Origin of the sequence: Caldifermentibacillus hisashii, assembly GCF_039654145.1 — a bacterium.
In the GTDB taxonomy this organism is placed as follows: Bacteria; Bacillota; Bacilli; order Bacillales; family Caldibacillaceae; genus Caldifermentibacillus; species Caldifermentibacillus hisashii.
Map to the genome: position 1 here is coordinate 3,022,784 of NZ_CP155467.1, position 18,057 is coordinate 3,040,840.

At 37.9% G+C, this 18,057-nt stretch carries 22 protein-coding genes and 2 pseudogenes; 9 read left to right on the forward strand and 15 right to left on the reverse strand.

Annotated elements, in window-relative coordinates; all coding sequences use genetic code 11:
• Positions 1 to 80: 80 nt before the first annotated feature.
• The gene (locus NSQ14_RS14735) at positions 81 to 2,465 is read right to left on the reverse strand and encodes a 3-hydroxyacyl-CoA dehydrogenase/enoyl-CoA hydratase family protein (RefSeq protein ID WP_346216527.1); all 2,385 of its coding nucleotides are present in this window, start codon (positions 2,463 to 2,465) and stop codon (positions 81 to 83) included.
• 398 nt (positions 2,466 to 2,863) lie between these two features.
• Here NSQ14_RS14735 and NSQ14_RS14740 point away from each other — a divergent pair, with 398 nt between their 5' ends.
• The 4 genes from NSQ14_RS14740 (at position 2,864) to NSQ14_RS14755 (ending at position 5,319) form a co-directional block, all read left to right on the forward strand.
• Positions 2,864 to 3,142 carry a hypothetical protein gene (locus NSQ14_RS14740; protein ID WP_343126893.1) on the forward strand — a complete coding sequence of 93 codons (279 nt, stop codon included), beginning with the start codon at positions 2,864 to 2,866 and terminating at the stop codon, positions 3,140 to 3,142.
• Positions 3,143 to 3,171: 29 nt separating this feature from the next.
• Positions 3,172 to 3,510, forward strand: a complete 339-nt coding sequence (locus NSQ14_RS14745) for a spore coat protein (RefSeq protein ID WP_041903565.1) — start codon at positions 3,172 to 3,174, stop codon at positions 3,508 to 3,510.
• 268 nt (positions 3,511 to 3,778) lie between these two features.
• Positions 3,779 to 4,894 (forward strand): AI-2E family transporter, encoded by a 1,116-nt coding sequence (locus NSQ14_RS14750; RefSeq protein ID WP_216406967.1) that lies wholly within the window; start codon positions 3,779 to 3,781, stop codon positions 4,892 to 4,894.
• A 170-nt stretch (positions 4,895 to 5,064) separates the two neighbouring features.
• Positions 5,065 to 5,319, forward strand: coding sequence for a DUF1450 domain-containing protein (locus NSQ14_RS14755; protein WP_034772197.1), 255 nt, complete (start codon positions 5,065 to 5,067; stop codon positions 5,317 to 5,319).
• A gap of 63 nt (positions 5,320 to 5,382) precedes the next feature.
• On the opposite strand, the gene NSQ14_RS14760 is transcribed toward NSQ14_RS14755, so the two are convergent.
• Both NSQ14_RS14760 and NSQ14_RS14765 read right to left on the reverse strand, forming a co-directional pair.
• Entirely contained in the window at positions 5,383 to 5,835 is a 453-nt protein-coding gene (locus NSQ14_RS14760) for a YwnF family protein (protein WP_051989137.1), read from the reverse strand.
• Positions 5,836 to 6,099: 264 nt separating this feature from the next.
• A pseudogene (locus NSQ14_RS14765) lies at positions 6,100 to 6,207 on the reverse strand (ABC transporter permease); the annotation flags it as partial.
• 94 nt (positions 6,208 to 6,301) lie between these two features.
• Here NSQ14_RS14765 and NSQ14_RS14770 point away from each other — a divergent pair.
• From NSQ14_RS14770 to NSQ14_RS14780, 3 genes and pseudogenes are all read left to right on the forward strand, one after another.
• Positions 6,302 to 6,466, forward strand: a complete 165-nt coding sequence (locus NSQ14_RS14770) for a hypothetical protein (protein ID WP_156103241.1) — start codon at positions 6,302 to 6,304, stop codon at positions 6,464 to 6,466.
• Between the two features lie 37 nt (positions 6,467 to 6,503).
• Positions 6,504 to 6,707 (forward strand): annotated as a pseudogene (locus NSQ14_RS14775) (IS1634 family transposase); the annotation flags it as partial.
• A complete protein-coding gene (locus tag NSQ14_RS14780; RefSeq protein ID WP_156103242.1) occupies positions 6,680 to 6,841 on the forward strand; it encodes a hypothetical protein in 162 nt (53 codons plus the stop codon). The pseudogene NSQ14_RS14775 and the gene NSQ14_RS14780, both read left to right, overlap by 28 nt.
• A 137-nt stretch (positions 6,842 to 6,978) precedes the next feature.
• Here NSQ14_RS14780 and NSQ14_RS14785 read toward each other — a convergent pair whose 3' ends face one another.
• Genes NSQ14_RS14785 through NSQ14_RS14795 form a run of 3 tightly spaced genes read right to left on the reverse strand, consistent with a single transcriptional unit; the run spans position 6,979 to position 10,125 of the window.
• Entirely contained in the window at positions 6,979 to 7,974 is a 996-nt protein-coding gene (locus NSQ14_RS14785; RefSeq protein ID WP_041846869.1) for an ABC transporter permease, read from the reverse strand.
• Between the two features lie 13 nt (positions 7,975 to 7,987).
• A complete protein-coding gene (locus tag NSQ14_RS14790) occupies positions 7,988 to 8,953 on the reverse strand; it encodes an ABC transporter ATP-binding protein (protein ID WP_041846858.1) in 966 nt (321 codons plus the stop codon).
• A 2-nt stretch (positions 8,954 to 8,955) separates the two neighbouring features.
• Positions 8,956 to 10,125, reverse strand: coding sequence for an NEW3 domain-containing protein (locus NSQ14_RS14795; protein WP_041848337.1), 1,170 nt, complete (start codon positions 10,123 to 10,125; stop codon positions 8,956 to 8,958).
• Positions 10,126 to 10,351: 226 nt separating this feature from the next.
• Here NSQ14_RS14795 and NSQ14_RS14800 point away from each other — a divergent pair, with 226 nt between their 5' ends.
• Together NSQ14_RS14800 and NSQ14_RS14805 are read left to right on the forward strand one after the other, a co-directional pair.
• Entirely contained in the window at positions 10,352 to 10,933 is a 582-nt protein-coding gene (locus NSQ14_RS14800; RefSeq protein WP_251246010.1) for an RNA polymerase sigma factor, read from the forward strand.
• On the forward strand, positions 10,930 to 11,649 hold the full coding sequence (locus NSQ14_RS14805; protein ID WP_342014268.1) for an anti-sigma factor: 720 nt from the start codon (positions 10,930 to 10,932) through the stop codon (positions 11,647 to 11,649). Before NSQ14_RS14800 ends, NSQ14_RS14805 begins: the two co-directional genes overlap by 4 nt.
• Before the next feature lie 155 nt (positions 11,650 to 11,804).
• On the opposite strand, the gene NSQ14_RS14810 is transcribed toward NSQ14_RS14805, so the two are convergent.
• The 9 genes from NSQ14_RS14810 to cobS all read right to left on the reverse strand — a co-directional run bounded on the left by NSQ14_RS14810 (position 11,805) and on the right by cobS (position 17,994).
• Positions 11,805 to 12,548, reverse strand: coding sequence for an amino acid ABC transporter ATP-binding protein (locus tag NSQ14_RS14810; protein ID WP_346216528.1), 744 nt, complete (start codon positions 12,546 to 12,548; stop codon positions 11,805 to 11,807).
• Positions 12,549 to 12,562: 14 nt separating this feature from the next.
• Positions 12,563 to 13,222 carry an amino acid ABC transporter permease gene (locus tag NSQ14_RS14815; protein WP_034772206.1) on the reverse strand — a complete coding sequence of 220 codons (660 nt, stop codon included), beginning with the start codon at positions 13,220 to 13,222 and terminating at the stop codon, positions 12,563 to 12,565.
• Positions 13,223 to 13,375: 153 nt separating this feature from the next.
• Positions 13,376 to 14,161, reverse strand: coding sequence for an amino acid ABC transporter substrate-binding protein (locus NSQ14_RS14820; protein ID WP_346216529.1), 786 nt, complete (start codon positions 14,159 to 14,161; stop codon positions 13,376 to 13,378).
• Positions 14,162 to 14,441: 280 nt separating this feature from the next.
• Positions 14,442 to 14,678 carry an indolepyruvate ferredoxin oxidoreductase subunit alpha gene (locus tag NSQ14_RS14825; protein WP_034772207.1) on the reverse strand — a complete coding sequence of 79 codons (237 nt, stop codon included), beginning with the start codon at positions 14,676 to 14,678 and terminating at the stop codon, positions 14,442 to 14,444.
• Positions 14,679 to 14,865: 187 nt separating this feature from the next.
• Positions 14,866 to 15,579 carry an ATP-binding protein gene (locus NSQ14_RS14830; protein ID WP_095141623.1) on the reverse strand — a complete coding sequence of 238 codons (714 nt, stop codon included), beginning with the start codon at positions 15,577 to 15,579 and terminating at the stop codon, positions 14,866 to 14,868.
• A 12-nt stretch (positions 15,580 to 15,591) separates the two neighbouring features.
• Positions 15,592 to 16,071 carry an ECF transporter S component gene (locus NSQ14_RS14835; protein ID WP_034772209.1) on the reverse strand — a complete coding sequence of 160 codons (480 nt, stop codon included), beginning with the start codon at positions 16,069 to 16,071 and terminating at the stop codon, positions 15,592 to 15,594.
• A complete protein-coding gene (locus NSQ14_RS14840; protein ID WP_346216530.1) occupies positions 16,068 to 16,655 on the reverse strand; it encodes a cob(I)yrinic acid a,c-diamide adenosyltransferase in 588 nt (195 codons plus the stop codon). The genes NSQ14_RS14835 and NSQ14_RS14840 overlap by 4 nt, the downstream gene beginning before the upstream one ends.
• Before the next feature lie 16 nt (positions 16,656 to 16,671).
• The gene (locus tag NSQ14_RS14845) at positions 16,672 to 17,097 is read right to left on the reverse strand and encodes a bifunctional adenosylcobinamide kinase/adenosylcobinamide-phosphate guanylyltransferase (protein WP_034772211.1); all 426 of its coding nucleotides are present in this window, start codon (positions 17,095 to 17,097) and stop codon (positions 16,672 to 16,674) included.
• Between the two features lie 105 nt (positions 17,098 to 17,202).
• The gene (gene cobS, locus NSQ14_RS14850; RefSeq protein ID WP_095141622.1) at positions 17,203 to 17,994 is read right to left on the reverse strand and encodes an adenosylcobinamide-GDP ribazoletransferase; all 792 of its coding nucleotides are present in this window, start codon (positions 17,992 to 17,994) and stop codon (positions 17,203 to 17,205) included.
• Positions 17,995 to 18,057: the final 63 nt, after the last annotated feature.

Genomic DNA, 18,057 nt, shown 5'->3' on the forward strand with positions numbered 1-18,057 from the left:
TGGATTAAACCTTTGACAAGTTTTCCTGCCTGGCTCCACTATGAAAGCTTCGACAGCAATCCTTCTTCTCTTCTATTCTATTAATTCCTTAACGGTTTTCCTTTTACCAACATGTGTTGCATCCGCATTTGCGTTTTCGGTTCTGCTATTAAACTTAAAAATGCTTCTCTTTCCAAGTCAAGAATATATTCTTCATCTACTTCTGTTCCGAACGGCACTTTACCGCCAGCCAATACGTATGCAAGCTTTTTGGCTATTTTTAAATCATGCTCGGAAATATAACCGGATAAATGCATCCCTTGTGCACCAAGGAGTAATGTTGCATAACCGGTTTCCCCGACGACCGGTACTTTTTTACGCACAGGTGGATGATAACCGCTTTCATAAAGTTCGATAACAACTTGTTTGGCATCATAAATGACATGATCCGGATTTTTGCTAATTCCGTCAAGATTATTTAAGAACCCAAATTCTCTTGCCTCTTCAGCTGAGGTGGATACTTTTGCAGTCGCAACTGTTTCAAATACTTTGTTTGCAACTTCTTGTAAGTCGAATTTGACTCCTTTAGGCATGCTGTTTAAATGTTTGATATATAACTCTTTTGTTCCGCCACCGCCCGGGATTAATCCAACACCGACTTCCACAAGGCCGATATAGCTTTCAGGTGATGCTTGAATTCGTGCAGCCGGCAGAATTACTTCAGCTCCTCCACCGAGAGCCATTTGATGTGGTGCGGCCACAACCGGTTTTTTACTGTATTTAATATTTAACATCGCTTTATGGAATTGGCGAATCACAAAATCTAGCTCAAAAATATTATCGTCTTGTGCTTCCATTAGCATCATTGCAATATTCGCACCGACACAGAAGTTTTTCCCTTGGTTTGCGATGACAAGACCTTTATAGTTTTTCTCCACTTCTTCAATGGATTTGTTAATCATTTGAATGATATCAAGTCCAATGGCGTTGTTTGGTGAGTGGAATTCAAGTAATGCTACACCATCACCGATATCGATCAAGCTTGCCCCGGAGTTTTTCATAATCACGCCTTTTTGCTTTTTCAATAGTTTAAGATTGATAGATTTCTCGTTTTGTTTAACCGGTTTATATTCTCCGCGGTCATAATACAGGATTGTACCGTTATCTTCTTTATAGAAAGATGTTGCACCGTTTGCGATCATTTCTTTAATCCAGCTTGGAACAGTCAACCCTTCACTTTCCATACGCTGAACTGATTTTTCAAGACCAATAGCGTCCCAAGATTCAAACGGACCTTGTTCCCAACCGAAGCCCCATTTCATTGCATTATCAACAGCAACTATATCATCGGCAATTTCATAAAGTAATTCTGAAGAGTAAACCAATGTTTTGGAGAATACACTCCATAATAGTTTCCCGGCACGGTCATCGGCATAAACCAATGCTTGGAGTTTTGCCTTTGTACCCTTTTGTTGTTTTGCCAGTTCGGTTGAAGGCGTTCTCAGTTTTTTGACCGGTTCATATTCTAACGTGTTTGGATTTAACTCATGAATTTCCTTCCCTTTTTTCAAGAAAAATCCTTGACCTGTTTTCGCACCTAACCATTTTCTTTCTAACATCTTTTCAAGTAGCGGTGGAACGGTAAATACTTCTTTCTCTTCTCCTTCTACTTGATCTTTCACATTGTTGGCAACGTGAACAAATGTATCCAGTCCGACAACATCGAGGGTACGGAATGTGGCACTTTTTGGTCTGCCAATCATCGGTCCAGTAATGGAATCGACTTCACCGATGGAATAACCATTGTTTAATACTTCCTGTAAGGTGATTAATAACCCGTATGTTCCAATGCGGTTGGCAATAAAGTTCGGTGTATCTTTGGCAATGACTACCCCTTTGCCAAGGACATCTTCACCGAATTTTTCCATGAAATGAACGACTTCCGGATCGGTATCTTTTGTCGGAATGACTTCCAATAGTTTTAAATAACGCGGCGGATTGAAAAAATGCGTGCCGAGAAAATGTTTTCTAAAATCTTCTGAGCGACCTTCCGCCATTACGTTGACGGAAATTCCGGATGTGTTTGAGCTTACAATTGTTCCCGGTTTCCGATATTGGTCAACTTTTTCAAAAACGGATTTCTTAATATCCAATCTTTCGACAACGACTTCAATTATCCAATCAACTTCACTAAGTCGCTCTAAGTCATCTTCTAAGTTTCCTGCTTCAATCAGGGATAGATTATCTTTTGTAGTCAACGGTGCCGGTTTTTGTTTAAGTAATTTTTGTTTACCTGCTTCTGCAATTCGATTACGGACGACTTTATCATTTAATGTCAGTCCTTTTGCAGCTTCTTCTTTTGTTAATTCATTTGGTACAATATCGAGCAATAATGTCGGGATCCCAACATTTGCCAAATGTGCTGCGATGCCGGAACCCATGACACCGGAACCTAGTACGGCGGCTTTTTTAATTTGTTTAACCAAAACTTCTTTCCCCCTTTGTTCAGTCTTGAATGAACACTCATTCATTTTTAGTCGAAAAAAAAATTTCTAAAATAATTTTCCATCCATGTTTTTAATATACATAATTTTTCCCAACATTGCAATATATAATCATCTAGAATCACGAAATTTTATATAAATGTAGTAAATTTCAATCAGCTGAGGCAGCAATATCCCAAATAATTCTTTATTGAACTAGGTAAAGCATGTGTGCATCCCCTCTCTTGCCTGTCTTGAACAATTTAAATTTGTAGGGGGAGTTTTCCCGCCGACCGAAGTAGGATAAATAATTTTTCGGTTTAAGTGTATAAAAGCATATTTTACATAAATTAAGGAAACAGTGGAAAGATATGAGTAGTAAAAATAAAGGAGGCCACTATATGGAACAGCAACAAACACAGCAAAATCAAAGCGGGCAAATTATGCAAGAGCCGCCTAAAGTCGTAACCGTAAAAGATTCTTTATATTTAACCGACATGTTGTCTTGGAATTTGATTGCTATGAAAAAAGCTCATTTTTTCGCAAATCAATGTCAAGATCCGGAAATTAAAGCAGCTCTTCATCATGCCGGGCAAATGCATCAAAAGCATTATCAGACGATCTTAACCCACTTAAATACATCCGGCAGTCAACAAACCGGTTTCAGCGGCAGTCACTAAACATAATCGAATCTTGGGAGGTTACATAAATGAGCCAACAAAATAAAATTCAAAATCCTGCTGTCCAATTACAAAAAACTCCGGATATGAATGACCGGGATTTTATTAATGATATGCTGGCAACGGAGAAATATATGACTTGGGCCTACAGTACTGCGTTGAATGAAACAAGTTATTCCGATTTATATCAAGATGTTTTGGACATTTTTACTGAAACACAAAATTGCCAACGTGAACTGTTTGAAGTCATGTTCAAAAAAGGCTGGTACGGTTTTGAGGCAGCTGATCAGCAAAAATTACAACAATCTCACCAACAATTTCAAGGCTATAGCAACCAGTTTCCTTACAACAACCAACAAATTCAATAAATTTGCTTTTAATGAGGCAATTTCTTGACGGGAAATTGCCTTTGTTGATTTTGTTAAACGGAAAAATCGCTCATTGCCATTAACTTCTTCAATAAAAAATATGTGCCGGATAAAACATTTTTCTTCCCGCCTAATCACTCTTCCCCTTTAATCAACACAATAAAATTGATCCCATTAAAATTTTCTACATGAATATTTGAAACCTATGGAAATTTCCATCCGTATTCTATAATATTAACTTATACATAAACGGAAGGAGTTTGTTCGGTTGTTTAAAACTAAATTACATTTTTGGACATTAGAGATTCTGCTTATCGTCGGAATTATTTACATATGTACCAAAATTTCGTTTCTGTTTAATCCGATTGTCGTCTTTTTATCCACTTTGTTTTTCCCGATATTAATAACGGGTTTCCTTTATTTTCTCTTTAATCCGATCGTTTCTTTATTGGAAAAAATAAAAATTCCACGAACTTTGGCCATTTTTATTTTGTATGTATTATTTATCGGGCTCGTCGTTCTTATCGTAGCATTAGTAATCCCAATTTTATCACAGCAATTTCGCGAGCTTTTTGCAAATATTCCAAAATATATCGATAAGCTTCCAGAGATCATCAATGATATATCCAAGTCAGACGCGTTCCATTGGATTCAAAATCAAGAGTATGTAGATCTTGATCAAATTCAACATAATTTAATGAGTTATCTTTCGGATATTCCAACAGCTGTCACAAATAGTCTATCCGGCTTAATTGGTGCGGTTGCGAACATTACTTTAGTCATTGTGACGGTACCATTTTTACTTTTTTATTTATTAAAAGATGGGCATAAACTGCCGAATGCAATCTTACGGTTTTTGCCGAAATCGTATCGTAAAGAAGGCTTAGTTATTTTAAAAGATACAACAAACACTTTAGCAACCTATATTCAAGGACAGATAATCGTTTCACTATGTGTAGGTACATTGTCATTTATCGGTTACATGATCATTGGCTTACCTTATGCATTATTATTAGGATTAGCAGTTGCGGTGACCAATATTATTCCATATGTCGGACCGTTTTTAGGGGCAGCTCCTGCTTTTATCGTCGGGCTATTTATTTCCCCATGGACGGCTATATTGGTCGTTGTCGTTGCCGTAGTCGCTCAGCAGTTCGAGAGCAATTTTATCTCACCGCTAGTCATTGGGCGAGCTCTGGATACCCATCCGGCGACGATCATTATTATTTTATTGGTAGCCGGAAACATTGCGGGGATTTTGGGTATGATTTTAGGTGTTCCGGTCTATGCCGTTTCAAAAACGATTGTTTTAAACATCGTTCGACTTGTCCGGCTACACCGCGAGCATAGAAAAGAGGCTACTATCGGATTAAACAAAGAATAACAAATGCTCCCTATCCTAAAAATAGGGAGTTCTTTATTACTAAACAACCCTGACTGAAAAATAATGCCCCTCATCCATAAGTGAAACACACTCCATAAAGCATGTTGCTATTAAATTTAGTAAAACATTTGTATAATAAGGACAAAACGGAACGAATGGGGAAATCGGTTATGGGGCTTTTTAAAAAAAAGAAAAAGGTTATATTGGAGTTCTGTACCAATAATTTAAACCAATTTTATGATGATGATCTGTTTGACGAATTAGAGGAATTGGTCAATGAACAAGACTATCAAGTGAAAGAGATGGATTGCTTAAGTTATTGTGATGAATGTACATGTTCTCCCTATGTTTTAGTTAATTCGACTTTTGTTGAAGCGGAAACACCGCGGGAATTAATCATGAAGCTGAAGGAAAAGAATACATAAGCTGTGGATAATCTTTTATTTTAACAAAAAAGGACAGACCCCTATGGATCCGTCCTGTATATGCTAATCTTCATCATCTGTTGTCAATCTTTTCAAACGATCTTCTTCTTGAAGAAACTTAATAAAATTCTCCATAGCCATAACCGGTTTCTCATTAACAAGATGAATATACTGGTTTTTTCTTTCACTTGTTAAATAGCGGCTTTTTTTCATCCGTTCAATAATATAGCGAACGCCGATACGTTCTATTTCCTTTTTGGTTAGTTTTGTTTCCCGTAAAAGAGCAAATCCAAATGCACCGATGACCGCATAAATAATTACCGGTATATAAAAATCTCCGTCTCTTGTTGTAAAAAACAATAAATAGATAAGATTAATCATCGCAATACCAATAAGTGGAAATGTCCAAAACATATATTTCGAAGTTTTCCTCGCCAATGGTAAAATAAGCTTTTGAATCTGTTCTATTTCTTTCTTAATATTCTCTGGAAAACTATTCATTAAAAAGTTGTCCATATAATCACCTTTTATAATTATATTCCTAACATACCTATTCAATCACACGGTTAAACATGCAAAAAAGAAATAAAGAGACCTACCTTCATTCAATAATGGAGGTAAGGTCTCGCTAACAATCAATATTGCCAACAAAGCCGAGAGAAAAAAATCTCCGTAATGACGACCTCGCTGTAGAAGCTACTCCCCTTATCAAAAACAGATAAATTATTGATTACAGATATGATACTATATAAATTTCATACTGTCAAAACATACGCAAAATTAGTTTGCGCGTATTTCTTGCCGCATGAATAAAATGTAGGCAATGACAAAACAAATCATTGTTGCGGCAATCATTCCGGTTAGCTGCGGCCAAATTAATAATAAACTAAATATTTATTTTATTACAGAAATACATTATCATAATACTAGAAATACTGTAATACTATTCATGGTTTTTTTTAAAATTTGGAGGTCTTTGTCAATGAGGAAATTTTTTGGTATTATTTTAGGTTATTTAATTGGATTCGGTGTTTTACTGCTTATTGGAATCGATATTACTTTGGATACTTTGAAAATATTTTTATTTGCAACTATTATTGGTCTTGTCATTGGTGCAGTCGTAAATAGATTATGTAAAAAAAGGTAATATACAAGTATGGTGTTAAATTATAAAAGCAAGCACCCTACAGATAGGGCTATTTATGGACACCGGCGGGATTCCGATTACTTACGGCCTCTATCCCGGGAATATGTTGGATAAGCAAACCCTGATCCCAATGCTTGGAAACATTCAGCGCAACTTTTCTCTCGGGCGCATCATTGTGGTGGCGGATAAGGGGATGACCGCGGGAGATAACATTTGGTACACCCTTTCGTCCAAAAATGGTTAAACTATTATCTGCTTGAGTATTTAGATGAGGTGCTTGTCGACATCTGCAAGGAATTGGGAATCGATTTTGGGAAGAAATACATGTCACTCGGAGAAATCAAAAAAATTTTAGGAGACGTGAAAAAGGAATAATTTTCCTTACAACACTGTGACAGACAAAACCAGCCCTAAACATTTGTTACTACTAGGTTTAGGGCTGGTTTTTTACCATATAAGGTGCAGAAGTCAGAATACTATCTAATTTACATACTGTCAAAACATACGCAAAATTAGTTTGCGCGTATTTCTTGCCGCATGAATAAAATGTAGGCAATGACAAAACAAATCATTGTTGCAGCAATCATTCCGGTTAGCTGCGGCCAAATTAATAATAGACTTTGAGATAACGGCAACGGACTCGCTACTGCCCCAACCGTTTGCTCCATGGTTAGCGGCCCCAAGCTTCTCACGGTTGGCGAGAGCAAGGTTGTCGTTGCTTCACTAAATAAATAGTTTGGCGATAGTCTGAGCAAGTTAAGTACGAATTCTTGCCTGCCGACTGCCTGTTCAACTGTTGTAATGGAATCATTGTTTAAAAGCGGCTTTGCAATCAGATTGATAATCATCGTATAAAATACACTAAAAAATAACCAAACAGCAATTGAAGAAAGAGCCGATGTTGCCGCCTGACGAAAAATGACTGAAAACAATATACTTAAGTTTAACCAAAAGGCAATATATACGATACATGAAATAAGAAAAAACACGATCCGGAAGAATTCTTCTAAAGTTGGCGGTATACCCAAAATTAACATGCCCATAGACATAACTAATAATCCTAAAGTGAAAAATAATAAACTACTTAGTAATAAGGCAGCGACAAATTTGCCGTTAATGACATAATCTCTTGGAATCGGTTGGGCCATTAACCGACTCAATGTTCCCTTATTTCGTTCTGAGTTAATCGCATCAAAACCAAGAGCAATTCCTAACAATGGGCCTAAAAATCCAACAAAAGTGATAAACGAAGGTAAAGTTCCATCACTCGTTGTAAATAATTGCAAAAATAAATACGAACTCCGCCCAATTTCCTCGGCCGATTCATTGGCGTCAATAGCATCTTGAATAGTTGTAACAGCAGTATAAAGGGAACCAACGCATGTTAAAAGAATAATCGCCAATAAAATAATAATTCGCCAGCTTGATATATAATCGCTGAATTCTTTTTGGACAATGACCCAAAATGTGCTGTTGTTCCTATGCTTTTCCGTATGTTCCTTATTCATAAGTAACGACCATTTATTTTTTAGTGAGGCCAATTCCATCCGGATTACCTCCTTCAAAATAACGATGGTAAATTTCATCAAGTCCAAAATTTTTCTTTTGTAATTGATAAAGGGAAGCGCCTGACTCGATAATCGCTCTACTTATTGCGGCAGAAACATCTTCTTTACAATAGATTTCTATACCACTAGGAACGGTTTCTACTTTATTGACATTCGGGATGGTCTGCAATCGTTCTATTAATTCCTTATGAATAGGTTGGGCTTTAATTTCAATCACAAATGTATCTTCAACAAACAATTGCTTTGCCAGGCTTTCCATATCTCCCGCAGCCAATAATTCTCCATTGACAAAAATTCCGACTCGATCACAGATTTGTTGGACCTGATGTAAATGGTGGGAGGATAGAAGAACGGTCATTTGTTCCTCTTCGTTTAATTCCCGGATTAATTTTAAAAAATCACGAACGCCCTCAGGATCAATCCCTAAAGTCGGCTCGTCCAAAATAATGACTTCCGGTTTTTTCATGAGTACATCGGCGAGTCCGAGTCTTTGCCTCATCCCCCGTGAATATTTTCCTGTTTTTTTATCGGCGGCATCCAGTAAATCGACTTTTTGTAATAAATGATGGGCCCTTTTTTTCGCTTCATCTAAAGGAATTCCGTTCAATTGCGCTGTATACAATAAATTTTCCAAACCGGTCATATGTTGATAAAAACCGACATCGTCCGGAAGATACCCAACTTTTTTCTTAACTGCAATTGGATTTCGGGTCGGGTTTATTCCACAGACCGTAATATTTCCTGAAGTTGGTTCACTTAATCCCAACATCATTAATATCGTTGTCGTTTTGCCTGCACCGTTTGGTCCCAGTAACCCAAAGATTTCACCTTTATGAATGGAAAGAGATAAGTTATTAACCGCAAGTTGTTCTTCATATTTTTTCGTGAGTTTGTCCAATTGGATAATTGGGGTTGTCACAGCTATCTCCTCCCATATTTTTTAACAATGTAGTATAATCCCGCTACTACTCCTGCAATGATGAGGACAGCAACAATTCCCCAAAGTGTTGATGTTTTAACCGAAATTCTGAAGGTGGCATCCGCCGATTTTTCTGCCGCTGTAGCAGTAAATGTTGTTACATAGTCACCGGCAATCGCATCATCAGAGGCTTTTATTTTTGCCTTTACAGTTGCCGATTTTCCGGGTTCGATTTCGGGAATCGTGCTTCTGTCAAATTCCGACTCCCAGTTTGGAGGAGTTTTCGCTGTAATACTGACATCTGTCAATGGTGCAGTACCGGTATTTTTAATAACTAAATCAACTATTTTTTCTTTACCGGCAGTTATATCTGTACTCAATTTGCCTGAAGGTGTGGTTAATTCTAATTCGTAAGTACCGGTAATAACAGCCTCCAGTTCCAGTTCTGCTGACGTATTACCGCTCGTTGCCTTGATTGGGATTTTATAGGTTCCGGCTTTCACTTTTTCCGGCGGTGTCACCTCGACAGTAATATCTTGTGTATCATTCGGCTCTAATTTTACAGATGTAACTGAATCACTGCCTGTTTTAAAGCTTACCCCCCATCCTTTCTCGGCAGAAGAACTTAATGCATAATTTTGAGTATCGGCTGTTCGGTTTCGCAATGTGACCGTATAGGTGAATTTAGAATCAGCATTCCCTTGTAAATTTGCCTGGTCGCTTGTCAATGCTGATGCCAGTGCTCCTTGTTCACTGATTGAGATTAAAAATGGTAGTTTTGAATTGCTGTTTCCGTCCGATGCAACTAACGAAAAACGATAATCTGCTTTTTGGACATCGAGCGGTGAAGTAATGTCCAAAGATATTTTTTCTTCACTGTTTCCCCGGACGGACAGCTCCTTAATTTCTCTACCGTCTGCTGTTATTTTATACTGCCAGCCGTCGGGTAAGCCTTCAACGGAAAAAGACATATTTTTTATACTCGGGCTACTGTTGATAACGGTAATAGAGTAATTGATTGTTTCACCTGGCGTTGCAGATAATCCTGTATACGGTGTAAATAATGATACACCTTCTACAGCCAAAACTTGTCCGGGCTTGATAAAAGTAAGAAGGATGAAGCCAACTGCGATAATCGAAATCATCTTTTTCAATTTACCTGTCATTTTCATTCCCTCCTTTTAGATTTTCATATTTAATACGCAAAAATATCAATTTTAGATTTGTCATTTTAAAAATTTGGTGATAAATTTTTTATGAAAGTTGTGATCGAATTAGCAAGAGCATTTTTTTGAATGGACTTACTTTGAAACACAGCAAAATATGGTTAAACCTTTTAGGGCTAATTAGCAAATGAACCTTTCAACAACGTTTTAGCTTTTAAGGGGGGCGTTTCTGATGAGTAATGATCAGGAAAATATCCAATTATTAAAGGATATTGCAGCCGGCTCCCGACAAGCTTTTGATATTTTTTATGAAAAATATATTTCCTTTGTTTACCAAATTGCTTTTTCCATCGTTCATAATCACGCAGAGGCTGAAGATATTTGTCACGATGTATTTTTGGAAGTTTATCAAAAAGCAAGGCAGTATTCAGAGGAAAAAGGAAGTATCAAAGCTTGGCTTGCCGTGAAAACAAAGAGCCGTTCACTGGATCGGTTACGGAAAAATAAACCTCTTCTTATTCATCGTCTTGAAAATTTATCGGGGAGCAAAAATATGGAACCGGGAGCAGATTTACAATTTTTTCATTCATTAGAAAAGCATTTAATTGTTGAAGCATTAAAGGCAATCCCGATTGAACAGCGGGAAGCAATTATTCGCTCCTATTATAATGGGGAAACACATAATGAGATTGCAATGACTATGAAAAAACCGTTAGGCTCAGTAAAATCACTCATCCGATATGGACTGAATAATTTACGAAAGCAAAAAGCACTGATGCAATGGGTAGGTATTGATCGAGGTGAGAAAAAATGATGAAATCTAAGCACATCCCTGAAGAACAACTGGTTGACTATCTATTGGGAAACATTGGGGAATGGGATGCGAAACAAATAAAAGCTCATCTGAACCATTGTAAAAAATGTCAATATTTATTGAGCGATTGGCAGTTTTTATTGAGGCAAGATCATAAGAAATTTCAACCTTCTCAGTCAATGAAAGATCGTATTCAACATAGTATCAATCAGATGGAAGGAAAATCATTTAAACGAAGAACCGTGATTGGGAAACCCGGTCTCCTTTTTGCAACAATTGCATGTGTATTCCTAATTTTTTATAGTGTTCATAGTTATTATCAAGATATCAACACGAGGAATTATGAAATTGCCGAAAATGATGAAATACCACCGGAAACAATTCAAAGCGCACCTCATACCCAACAAATAAAAGTCACTCCGGTATCTGAATTTAATCAAATAAACGGTTATGTCTGGGTAAATCGTAATCGAAATGAAATGTTGTTGGAGGTAGACGGGCTTGAAGAGTTAATCAATCAGGATTATCAATTATGGATCATTTACATGGATAACTCGATCGATCATGAAATCCTACCGACTCAAAACGGAATGACAAGAATGCTATTTAGAGATATTGATGTAGATGAATTTAAAAAATTGAAAGCAAGTGTCGAACCTAGAGGCGGAAGCATTGAACAGACAGGGCCCGATACGTTCATTGTTGAATTTCAATAAACAGGCCTTCTTTTTGCAAATCAAAATAAGCATTATGCCCCGATACATTCATTGTTGAATTTCCATAAGGTGTCAGATTTCGTTTACGGGTTCTGACACCGATTTATTTAAGAAGACTAACCCATTTAATACTAATCGCCCGCTCTGAAACTGATTTATTCAAGCAGACCTAAGAACGCTTTTGTCCGTTCATTTTTCGGGTTTTTAAAAATTTGAGCAGGAGAATCGGATTCGATAATTTCCCCTTTATCCATAAAAATAACCCGGTCGGCAACTTCTTTAGCAAAGGCCATCTCATGGGTTACGACGACCATGGTCATTTGTTCATCGGCCAAATCTTTCATAACCTTTAATACTTCACCGGTTAATTCAGGATCAAGTGCTGACGTCGGTTCATCGAAAAGCAAAATTTCCGGGTTCATCATTAATGCCCGGGCAATGGCAACCCGCTGTTTTTGACCGCCGGATAGCTTTGCCGGAAATGCGTCTGCCCGATCAGCTAAACCGACTTTTTCCAACAATGCGCTACTTCTTTTTTCCAAGTCACCGCTTGCTTCCTTTCTCACAAGTTTCGGAGCCAATTCTAAATTTTGTTTTACCGTTAAATGAGGAAACAGGTTAAAATGTTGAAAAACCATTCCCATTTTCGCAGTTATTTCTTTGATTTCTTTTGGTTTTGCATACACACCATTCTTTACTAAGTTGCTGCCATCTACCGTAATGGTTCCGTTATCGATAGTTTCTAAATGAACGAGACTTCTTAATAATGTACTTTTTCCCGAACCCGATGGACCGATAATCGCAACAACCTCATTCCGTTCAACGGTAAAACTAATCTGTTTCAATACATCCAGGCGATCGTATGACTTTATCAAATTGGTAACTTCTATAAACGCCACAATATCACACTCTCTTATTCAAATTGATATTTTCTCTCGATTCTCTTTAAAATCATTGTCAAAAGCAAGGTGATGACCAGATAAATAACTGCTGCGACAAAATATGGGACGATTGTAAAATCCCGGTTAACAGCCGTTTGTGCATAATGGAGCAATTCCGGTACTGCAACAGCATACAATAAAGAGGTGTCTTTAACTAGCGTAATCGATTCATTAGCCACGGTGGGTAAAGCAACACGAAACATTTGCGGTAAAATGATTCGGGTCATCGTTTGCCATTTATTAAAACCAAGCACCTGGGCAGCTTCATATTGACCTCGATCGATTGCGAGTAACCCGCCGCGGAAAATTTCTGCAAAATAAGCCGCATAGTTTAATACGAAACCAAGACATGCCGCAACAAACCGGTCAAGAACTAAATAATCACCGATCACCGGTAACAGAGGCAGTCCAAAAACAATAAACAATAATTGCAACAATAGTGGAGTCCCGCGCATGACATAAATATAGGCATGGACAATTAATGATAATGGTTTGAACCTACTTCGAACAGCTAATGTCAATAAAAAACCAAGAGGAATGGAAAAAATGATAACGATCAAAAAAAGCAAAAGCGTTACCTTCGTTCCATCAAGCATCGGTTTCAAAACCATATTGATGTAATCAAATGACATAAGGTCCTCCTAAGTTTGGAATGTTTATTTATATTGTAGAAGAAAGCAAGGGAAAAATGCATATGAAATCGGTTATTGCTCTTCCGCTTTGATAGGGTACATACATGGAAGAGCAATCAGCCGAAACGTATTACTGCAACTATTAAACTTTTTTTATTTTAATACTTTATCTTCACCAAACCATTTTTCCGAGATTTTAGCTGCGGTCCCGTCAGCAATCAGTTCATTCAGTGCCTTTTGAACTTCTTTTAATAAGGCGTCATTCCCTTTTTTCACACCAACCGCATATTCTTCAGGTGCAAGGGATTCTTTTAAAATTTTATACGTATCCGGTTCTTTCGTCATGTAATAATCGATAACAACTTCATCAATCACAACCGCATTGACACGACCATTTTTTAAATCACTTAAAGCAAGGACATTATCTTTATATTCTGTAACCTGCTTGATATCTGAAGCAATTGGAGCGGATTTCAGTGCATCGCTTGCGGAAGATTGTGCTTGAAGACCGACATTTTTCCCTATTAAATCATCCAGTTTTTCAATTGTGGAATCTTTCAATGTGACAATCACTTGGGCATTAGCCAAATATGGTTTCGTGAATAATACCTTTTCTTTTCTTTCATCTGTAACCGTATAACCGTTCCAAATTAAGTCAATGCGACCGCTGTTCAATTCCGATTCTTTCGCACTCCAGTCAATCGGTTGAATAACGACATCCTTCCCCATTTTTTCACCTGCCGCTTTTGCTAAATCAATATCAAAACCGACTATCTCATTGTTTTCATCACGGAATCCCATTGGGGCAAATGCATCATCAATCCCGATCACTAATTGATTATCTTCTTTACTTGTATTTTTAGATGAGGCATCGGATGAGCATGCAGCTAATAGAGATACGAATAACATAAAGAATATTATTTTTCCCAGACGTTTCATAAAAGCCCTCTCCCATTCAAATTTATTTATCTTATTAGCAATTTAATTCTTTAATATACTAAAATATGAATTTGATAAACATATCATATCATCGGAAAGAAGAGTTGTCAATAAAAATATTTTATTTCATTAGCAGACTAAAGAATTCTTCGAAAAAAACGACCTCTCCTTTATGTCAGGGAAAGATCGTTTTTCATTCTTATTCTTCACATTTTTTCTATCCGTTTCCAATAAAAAAGCAGTAGCGAATTGCACCACTACCACTTACCCAAAATTGATATTATCTGTCAAAAAATTTCTTGGCTTTTTCAAAATAAACTTGTTCTTCAGGTGTTAAGTCCTCTTCATAAAAGATTGCCTCCACCGGGCAAACAGCTTGACATGCTCCGCAATCAATACAAATGGACGGATCAATATAAAATTGATCTTCTCCTTCTTCTATACAATCAACAGGACAAACCTCCACACATTCGGCAGCTTTTTCGTCCTTACATGGTGCTGTTATAACAAAAGCCATCAAAACCCCTCCATTTATCTTATTAAATATTCACCCAATCATAACCTTTTGATTAAATCAATTATATCCTTTCTTTCTATATCAAATTTAATTCTAAATTCAATAAAAGTCAATTTTCATTTTTCTTTTTTTCAGTCAGCTTTGAGTTAAATTCCTCTTGGATCCAGCCACTTTATCCCTGCTCGATTCACTTCACTAAAATCTGATGAAATAAGTGTCCACATTTATCCTGAAAAATTTGTTCCAAAGAAGAATCATAAGCAACTAGACAACAGGTAGCCGGTCCCGAAGATTTATCCAAATCGACGTCACAATTGATTTGATGAATAGGGAATTCATAGTTAAGCAGGACTCGAAGTTCATGCAAAATTCCTTTTGATCCGACAGGTAAAAGAACGACATCCTGCAATTGGCATAGTTCCTGAAATAACGAAAGAGACAGTACTTCATGTTCCCGCTCCAAAACTTCATTTCCGACTAAAGGAGAGCCGATTACCGCCAATTTCATATTGTCTACAGAAAGAATGGTGTCATGAGCTAATCGGTCTTTTTTCCCCATCACAATAATACCAATTGCTGATTGAACGAGAGAAAAATTACTCTCTGTACTACCTGTAATGGGAATATCTGCTAAACCGAGTTCTTCCAAGCCCCTCTCTATACCTTTCATGAGCGACGGCCAGACATCATCCCCGGAAAAATTATGAAGCACGACAGCTAACGGTGTTCCCCCAGCTGCCATACATTCCATCACAGCTACACGGAACCCGTAATAAGAAACAACTTCATAGGGTGTCTGAACGATATCATGCGCCTTTAATCCGATGCCTCCGCTATTATCAGCAGCAATCACAAGAGACTTCTTGTCATTTAACGGAATTTCTGTAATATCTCTTTTCATCGCTGTTCTCCTTTATACATGCAATCGTTTTGCAAAATACGTTGATAAACTTGGTGTCAGAAGTATGGCTAAGATTGTATTTAATAGGGAACCGATACACAATGACGGAATCATCCCGACGTAAAATCCGGTGCCAATGATAAAAAGGAATGGGAGGCTGGCTAAAAAAGTATTTCCCACAACAAATAACACACCGCCCAACACCCGTTTTCCCTTTTGATAAAAATAACCAAATACCCAAACAAGAACAGCCATTTCAACAGCGATTAACACATGAAACGGACCCAGTGGCATCCCGCCAATCAATGCCGATAACAGATGACCAAAAAAAGCAATACATCCCCCGGCACGCCCGCCTAAAACGACTGCCCCGATAAGCGCGGGAACCATATCCAATGCAACACTGGCAATGACGGCCGGAATTTTGATGGAAGCACCGACAACAGCCAATGCTAAAAAGATACCGAACAAACTGATTTTCTTCGCATTCATTCCGTCTGCTCCTTCCTCTTTCCATTTCGAAAAACACGGGCACTCCGAACATATTCAACATCATTTACTTCGAGCCGAAAATTGACTAATCTTGCGGCTACGAAAAAATAATCAGACAATCGATTTAAAAATTTCAATGGGTAAGGTGTTATTACTGAGTGTTCCTTCATTAATTTGACGACGAATCTTTCTGCTCTTCTTGTCACCGTCCGGGCAATATGTAATGTTGCTGCTGCACTCGTTCCTCCGGGCAAAATAAACCGTTCAATTTCAGGCAATTCTTCATTGATTTGATCAATCCGGCTTTCTAAATAGATTATCGCTTCTTCGGTTAATTTCGGTTCCCGTTTCTTTGTTACATTTGCCAAATCCCCACCACAATCAAATAACTCATGTTGAATTTTTTCCAAATCTTCCAGTAGATCCTGAAATAAAACCGGATCCAGTTCTGTCATTGCTTTGCCGACAAAACAATTCGCCTCATCAACCGTTCCGTAAGCTTCCACCCGAATATTATCTTTATCTACTCGACCGCCAATGATACTGGTTTGTCCTTGATCCCCCGTACGTGTATAAATTCGCACTTCACCCATCTCCTCTTTATTTGATTTGGATATTTATGCCATACCAAATGACATCAACCCGGTCACAAATTTTTGCCGTATCTTGAAAAATTCTTCCTGTGACATCCCGCCATAGTCGTTCTTCATGACTTGCCGGAACAATCCCTTTTGAAATATCGGAACCAATGAGAATCATCGTTTGATCCCCATCTAAGCAGCTCCATTCCGTTAATTTACCCAGCCATTTTTCCCGAACAGCTTTTTCATCACAAGCAATGAGCCAGTCCTTAACATATTGCTCAATTCCGCTTACAATCCAATATTCAGTTGCAGGCAGGAGGGAATCCGGTATCTGTTCGCCGGCATAACCGGAAACCCAAGTACTATTTTGATCATTGATAGGATAAGTTTTCCTTACCCAATTCGATTTTCCGTTAAAAGCACCACCCGTAACAAAGTGCATTGGTCCTCCCTCCTATATCAATCACGTTCTGTGAAATGATTTTATCGCCACTATTCCAATCGCAAACTTCCTTTAAGTTGGGAAATTCCACTTTAACTAACGGCTTCAGGCCAAACCAACATAGGGTAACAACCACAGGATTAGCCATAATAACGTTTCCCCTCCTTCAACAGCTGCCCCCAGCACGTCACCGGTTATCCCGCCAAACCAGCGAATTATCTTCTTTCTTGCAATCAGTATGAATAAACTCGACCCTATAATGAATGAAGCCAGCCCCCAAAAGGATTCAGGCCAAATGAACAAAATCATTCCGAGCAATACGATAAGATAAACGGGATACAGCCAAAGAGTCCCTTTTGATGCAGCCTGTTGAAACATGGCCCCAAGACCATCCGCTTTTGCTGATTTGACTTTAATCAACAAGACGCCCATCATTATTTTTCCAAAAAATGGTATCAATAAAATAAGCGGGTAAGTCCAAAGTGACATCCGGGAAATCGTTTCATAGATAAATAGAAATCGGGCACTTAATAAGACAAGCACTGAGAGAACGCCAAAAGCACCGATTCGTGAATCTTTCATAATCTCTAATCGTTTTTCCGGGTTACGAAACGAGAAATAACCGTCACTGACATCCATCCAGCCATCAAGATGCAAACCACCGGTCACAATGATCCAGGATAACCAGAGAAAAAATGCTACGGCAACAGTTGATAACGGCGTCCATTCCAGAAGAGCAAATGTAATAAACATATAGATAATCCCTTGTAAAATGCCTAATATCGGGAAAACGCGAATCGCTCGTTCCATATGCTCCCGATCCATCGGTACTTCATAAGGAACCGGAATACTTGTAAAAAATTGAATACACATGATCAGTGCCTTAATCGTCTTCATGGTGGTTCTCCCATGTTAAGACAATGTTTTTCACCTTTTCCCAATCAAGGATGTTCATGACAC

Bases quoted from the DNA above. Each gene is read 5' to 3' on its own strand.
- NSQ14_RS14740 (WP_343126893.1), top strand. From the start codon at position 2,864: ATGGAACAGCAACAAACACAGCAAAATCAAAGCGGGCAAATTATGCAA.
- NSQ14_RS14745 (WP_041903565.1), top strand. From the start codon at position 3,172: ATGAGCCAACAAAATAAAATTCAAAATCCTGCTGTCCAATTACAAAAA.
- NSQ14_RS14755 (WP_034772197.1), top strand. From the start codon at position 5,065: ATGGGGCTTTTTAAAAAAAAGAAAAAGGTTATATTGGAGTTCTGTACC.
- NSQ14_RS14760 (WP_051989137.1), bottom strand. From the start codon at position 5,835: ATGGACAACTTTTTAATGAATAGTTTTCCAGAGAATATTAAGAAAGAA.
- NSQ14_RS14770 (WP_156103241.1), top strand. From the start codon at position 6,302: ATGAGGAAATTTTTTGGTATTATTTTAGGTTATTTAATTGGATTCGGT.
- NSQ14_RS14785 (WP_041846869.1), bottom strand. From the start codon at position 7,974: ATGAATAAGGAACATACGGAAAAGCATAGGAACAACAGCACATTTTGG.
- NSQ14_RS14795 (WP_041848337.1), bottom strand. From the start codon at position 10,125: ATGAAAATGACAGGTAAATTGAAAAAGATGATTTCGATTATCGCAGTT.
- NSQ14_RS14800 (WP_251246010.1), top strand. From the start codon at position 10,352: ATGAGTAATGATCAGGAAAATATCCAATTATTAAAGGATATTGCAGCC.
- NSQ14_RS14805 (WP_342014268.1), top strand. From the start codon at position 10,930: ATGATGAAATCTAAGCACATCCCTGAAGAACAACTGGTTGACTATCTA.
- NSQ14_RS14815 (WP_034772206.1), bottom strand. From the start codon at position 13,222: ATGTCATTTGATTACATCAATATGGTTTTGAAACCGATGCTTGATGGA.
- NSQ14_RS14820 (WP_346216529.1), bottom strand. From the start codon at position 14,161: ATGAAACGTCTGGGAAAAATAATATTCTTTATGTTATTCGTATCTCTA.
- NSQ14_RS14825 (WP_034772207.1), bottom strand. From the start codon at position 14,678: ATGGCTTTTGTTATAACAGCACCATGTAAGGACGAAAAAGCTGCCGAA.
- NSQ14_RS14830 (WP_095141623.1), bottom strand. From the start codon at position 15,579: ATGAAAAGAGATATTACAGAAATTCCGTTAAATGACAAGAAGTCTCTT.
- NSQ14_RS14835 (WP_034772209.1), bottom strand. From the start codon at position 16,071: ATGAATGCGAAGAAAATCAGTTTGTTCGGTATCTTTTTAGCATTGGCT.
- NSQ14_RS14845 (WP_034772211.1), bottom strand. From the start codon at position 17,097: ATGCACTTTGTTACGGGTGGTGCTTTTAACGGAAAATCGAATTGGGTA.
- cobS (WP_095141622.1), bottom strand. From the start codon at position 17,994: ATGAAGACGATTAAGGCACTGATCATGTGTATTCAATTTTTTACAAGT.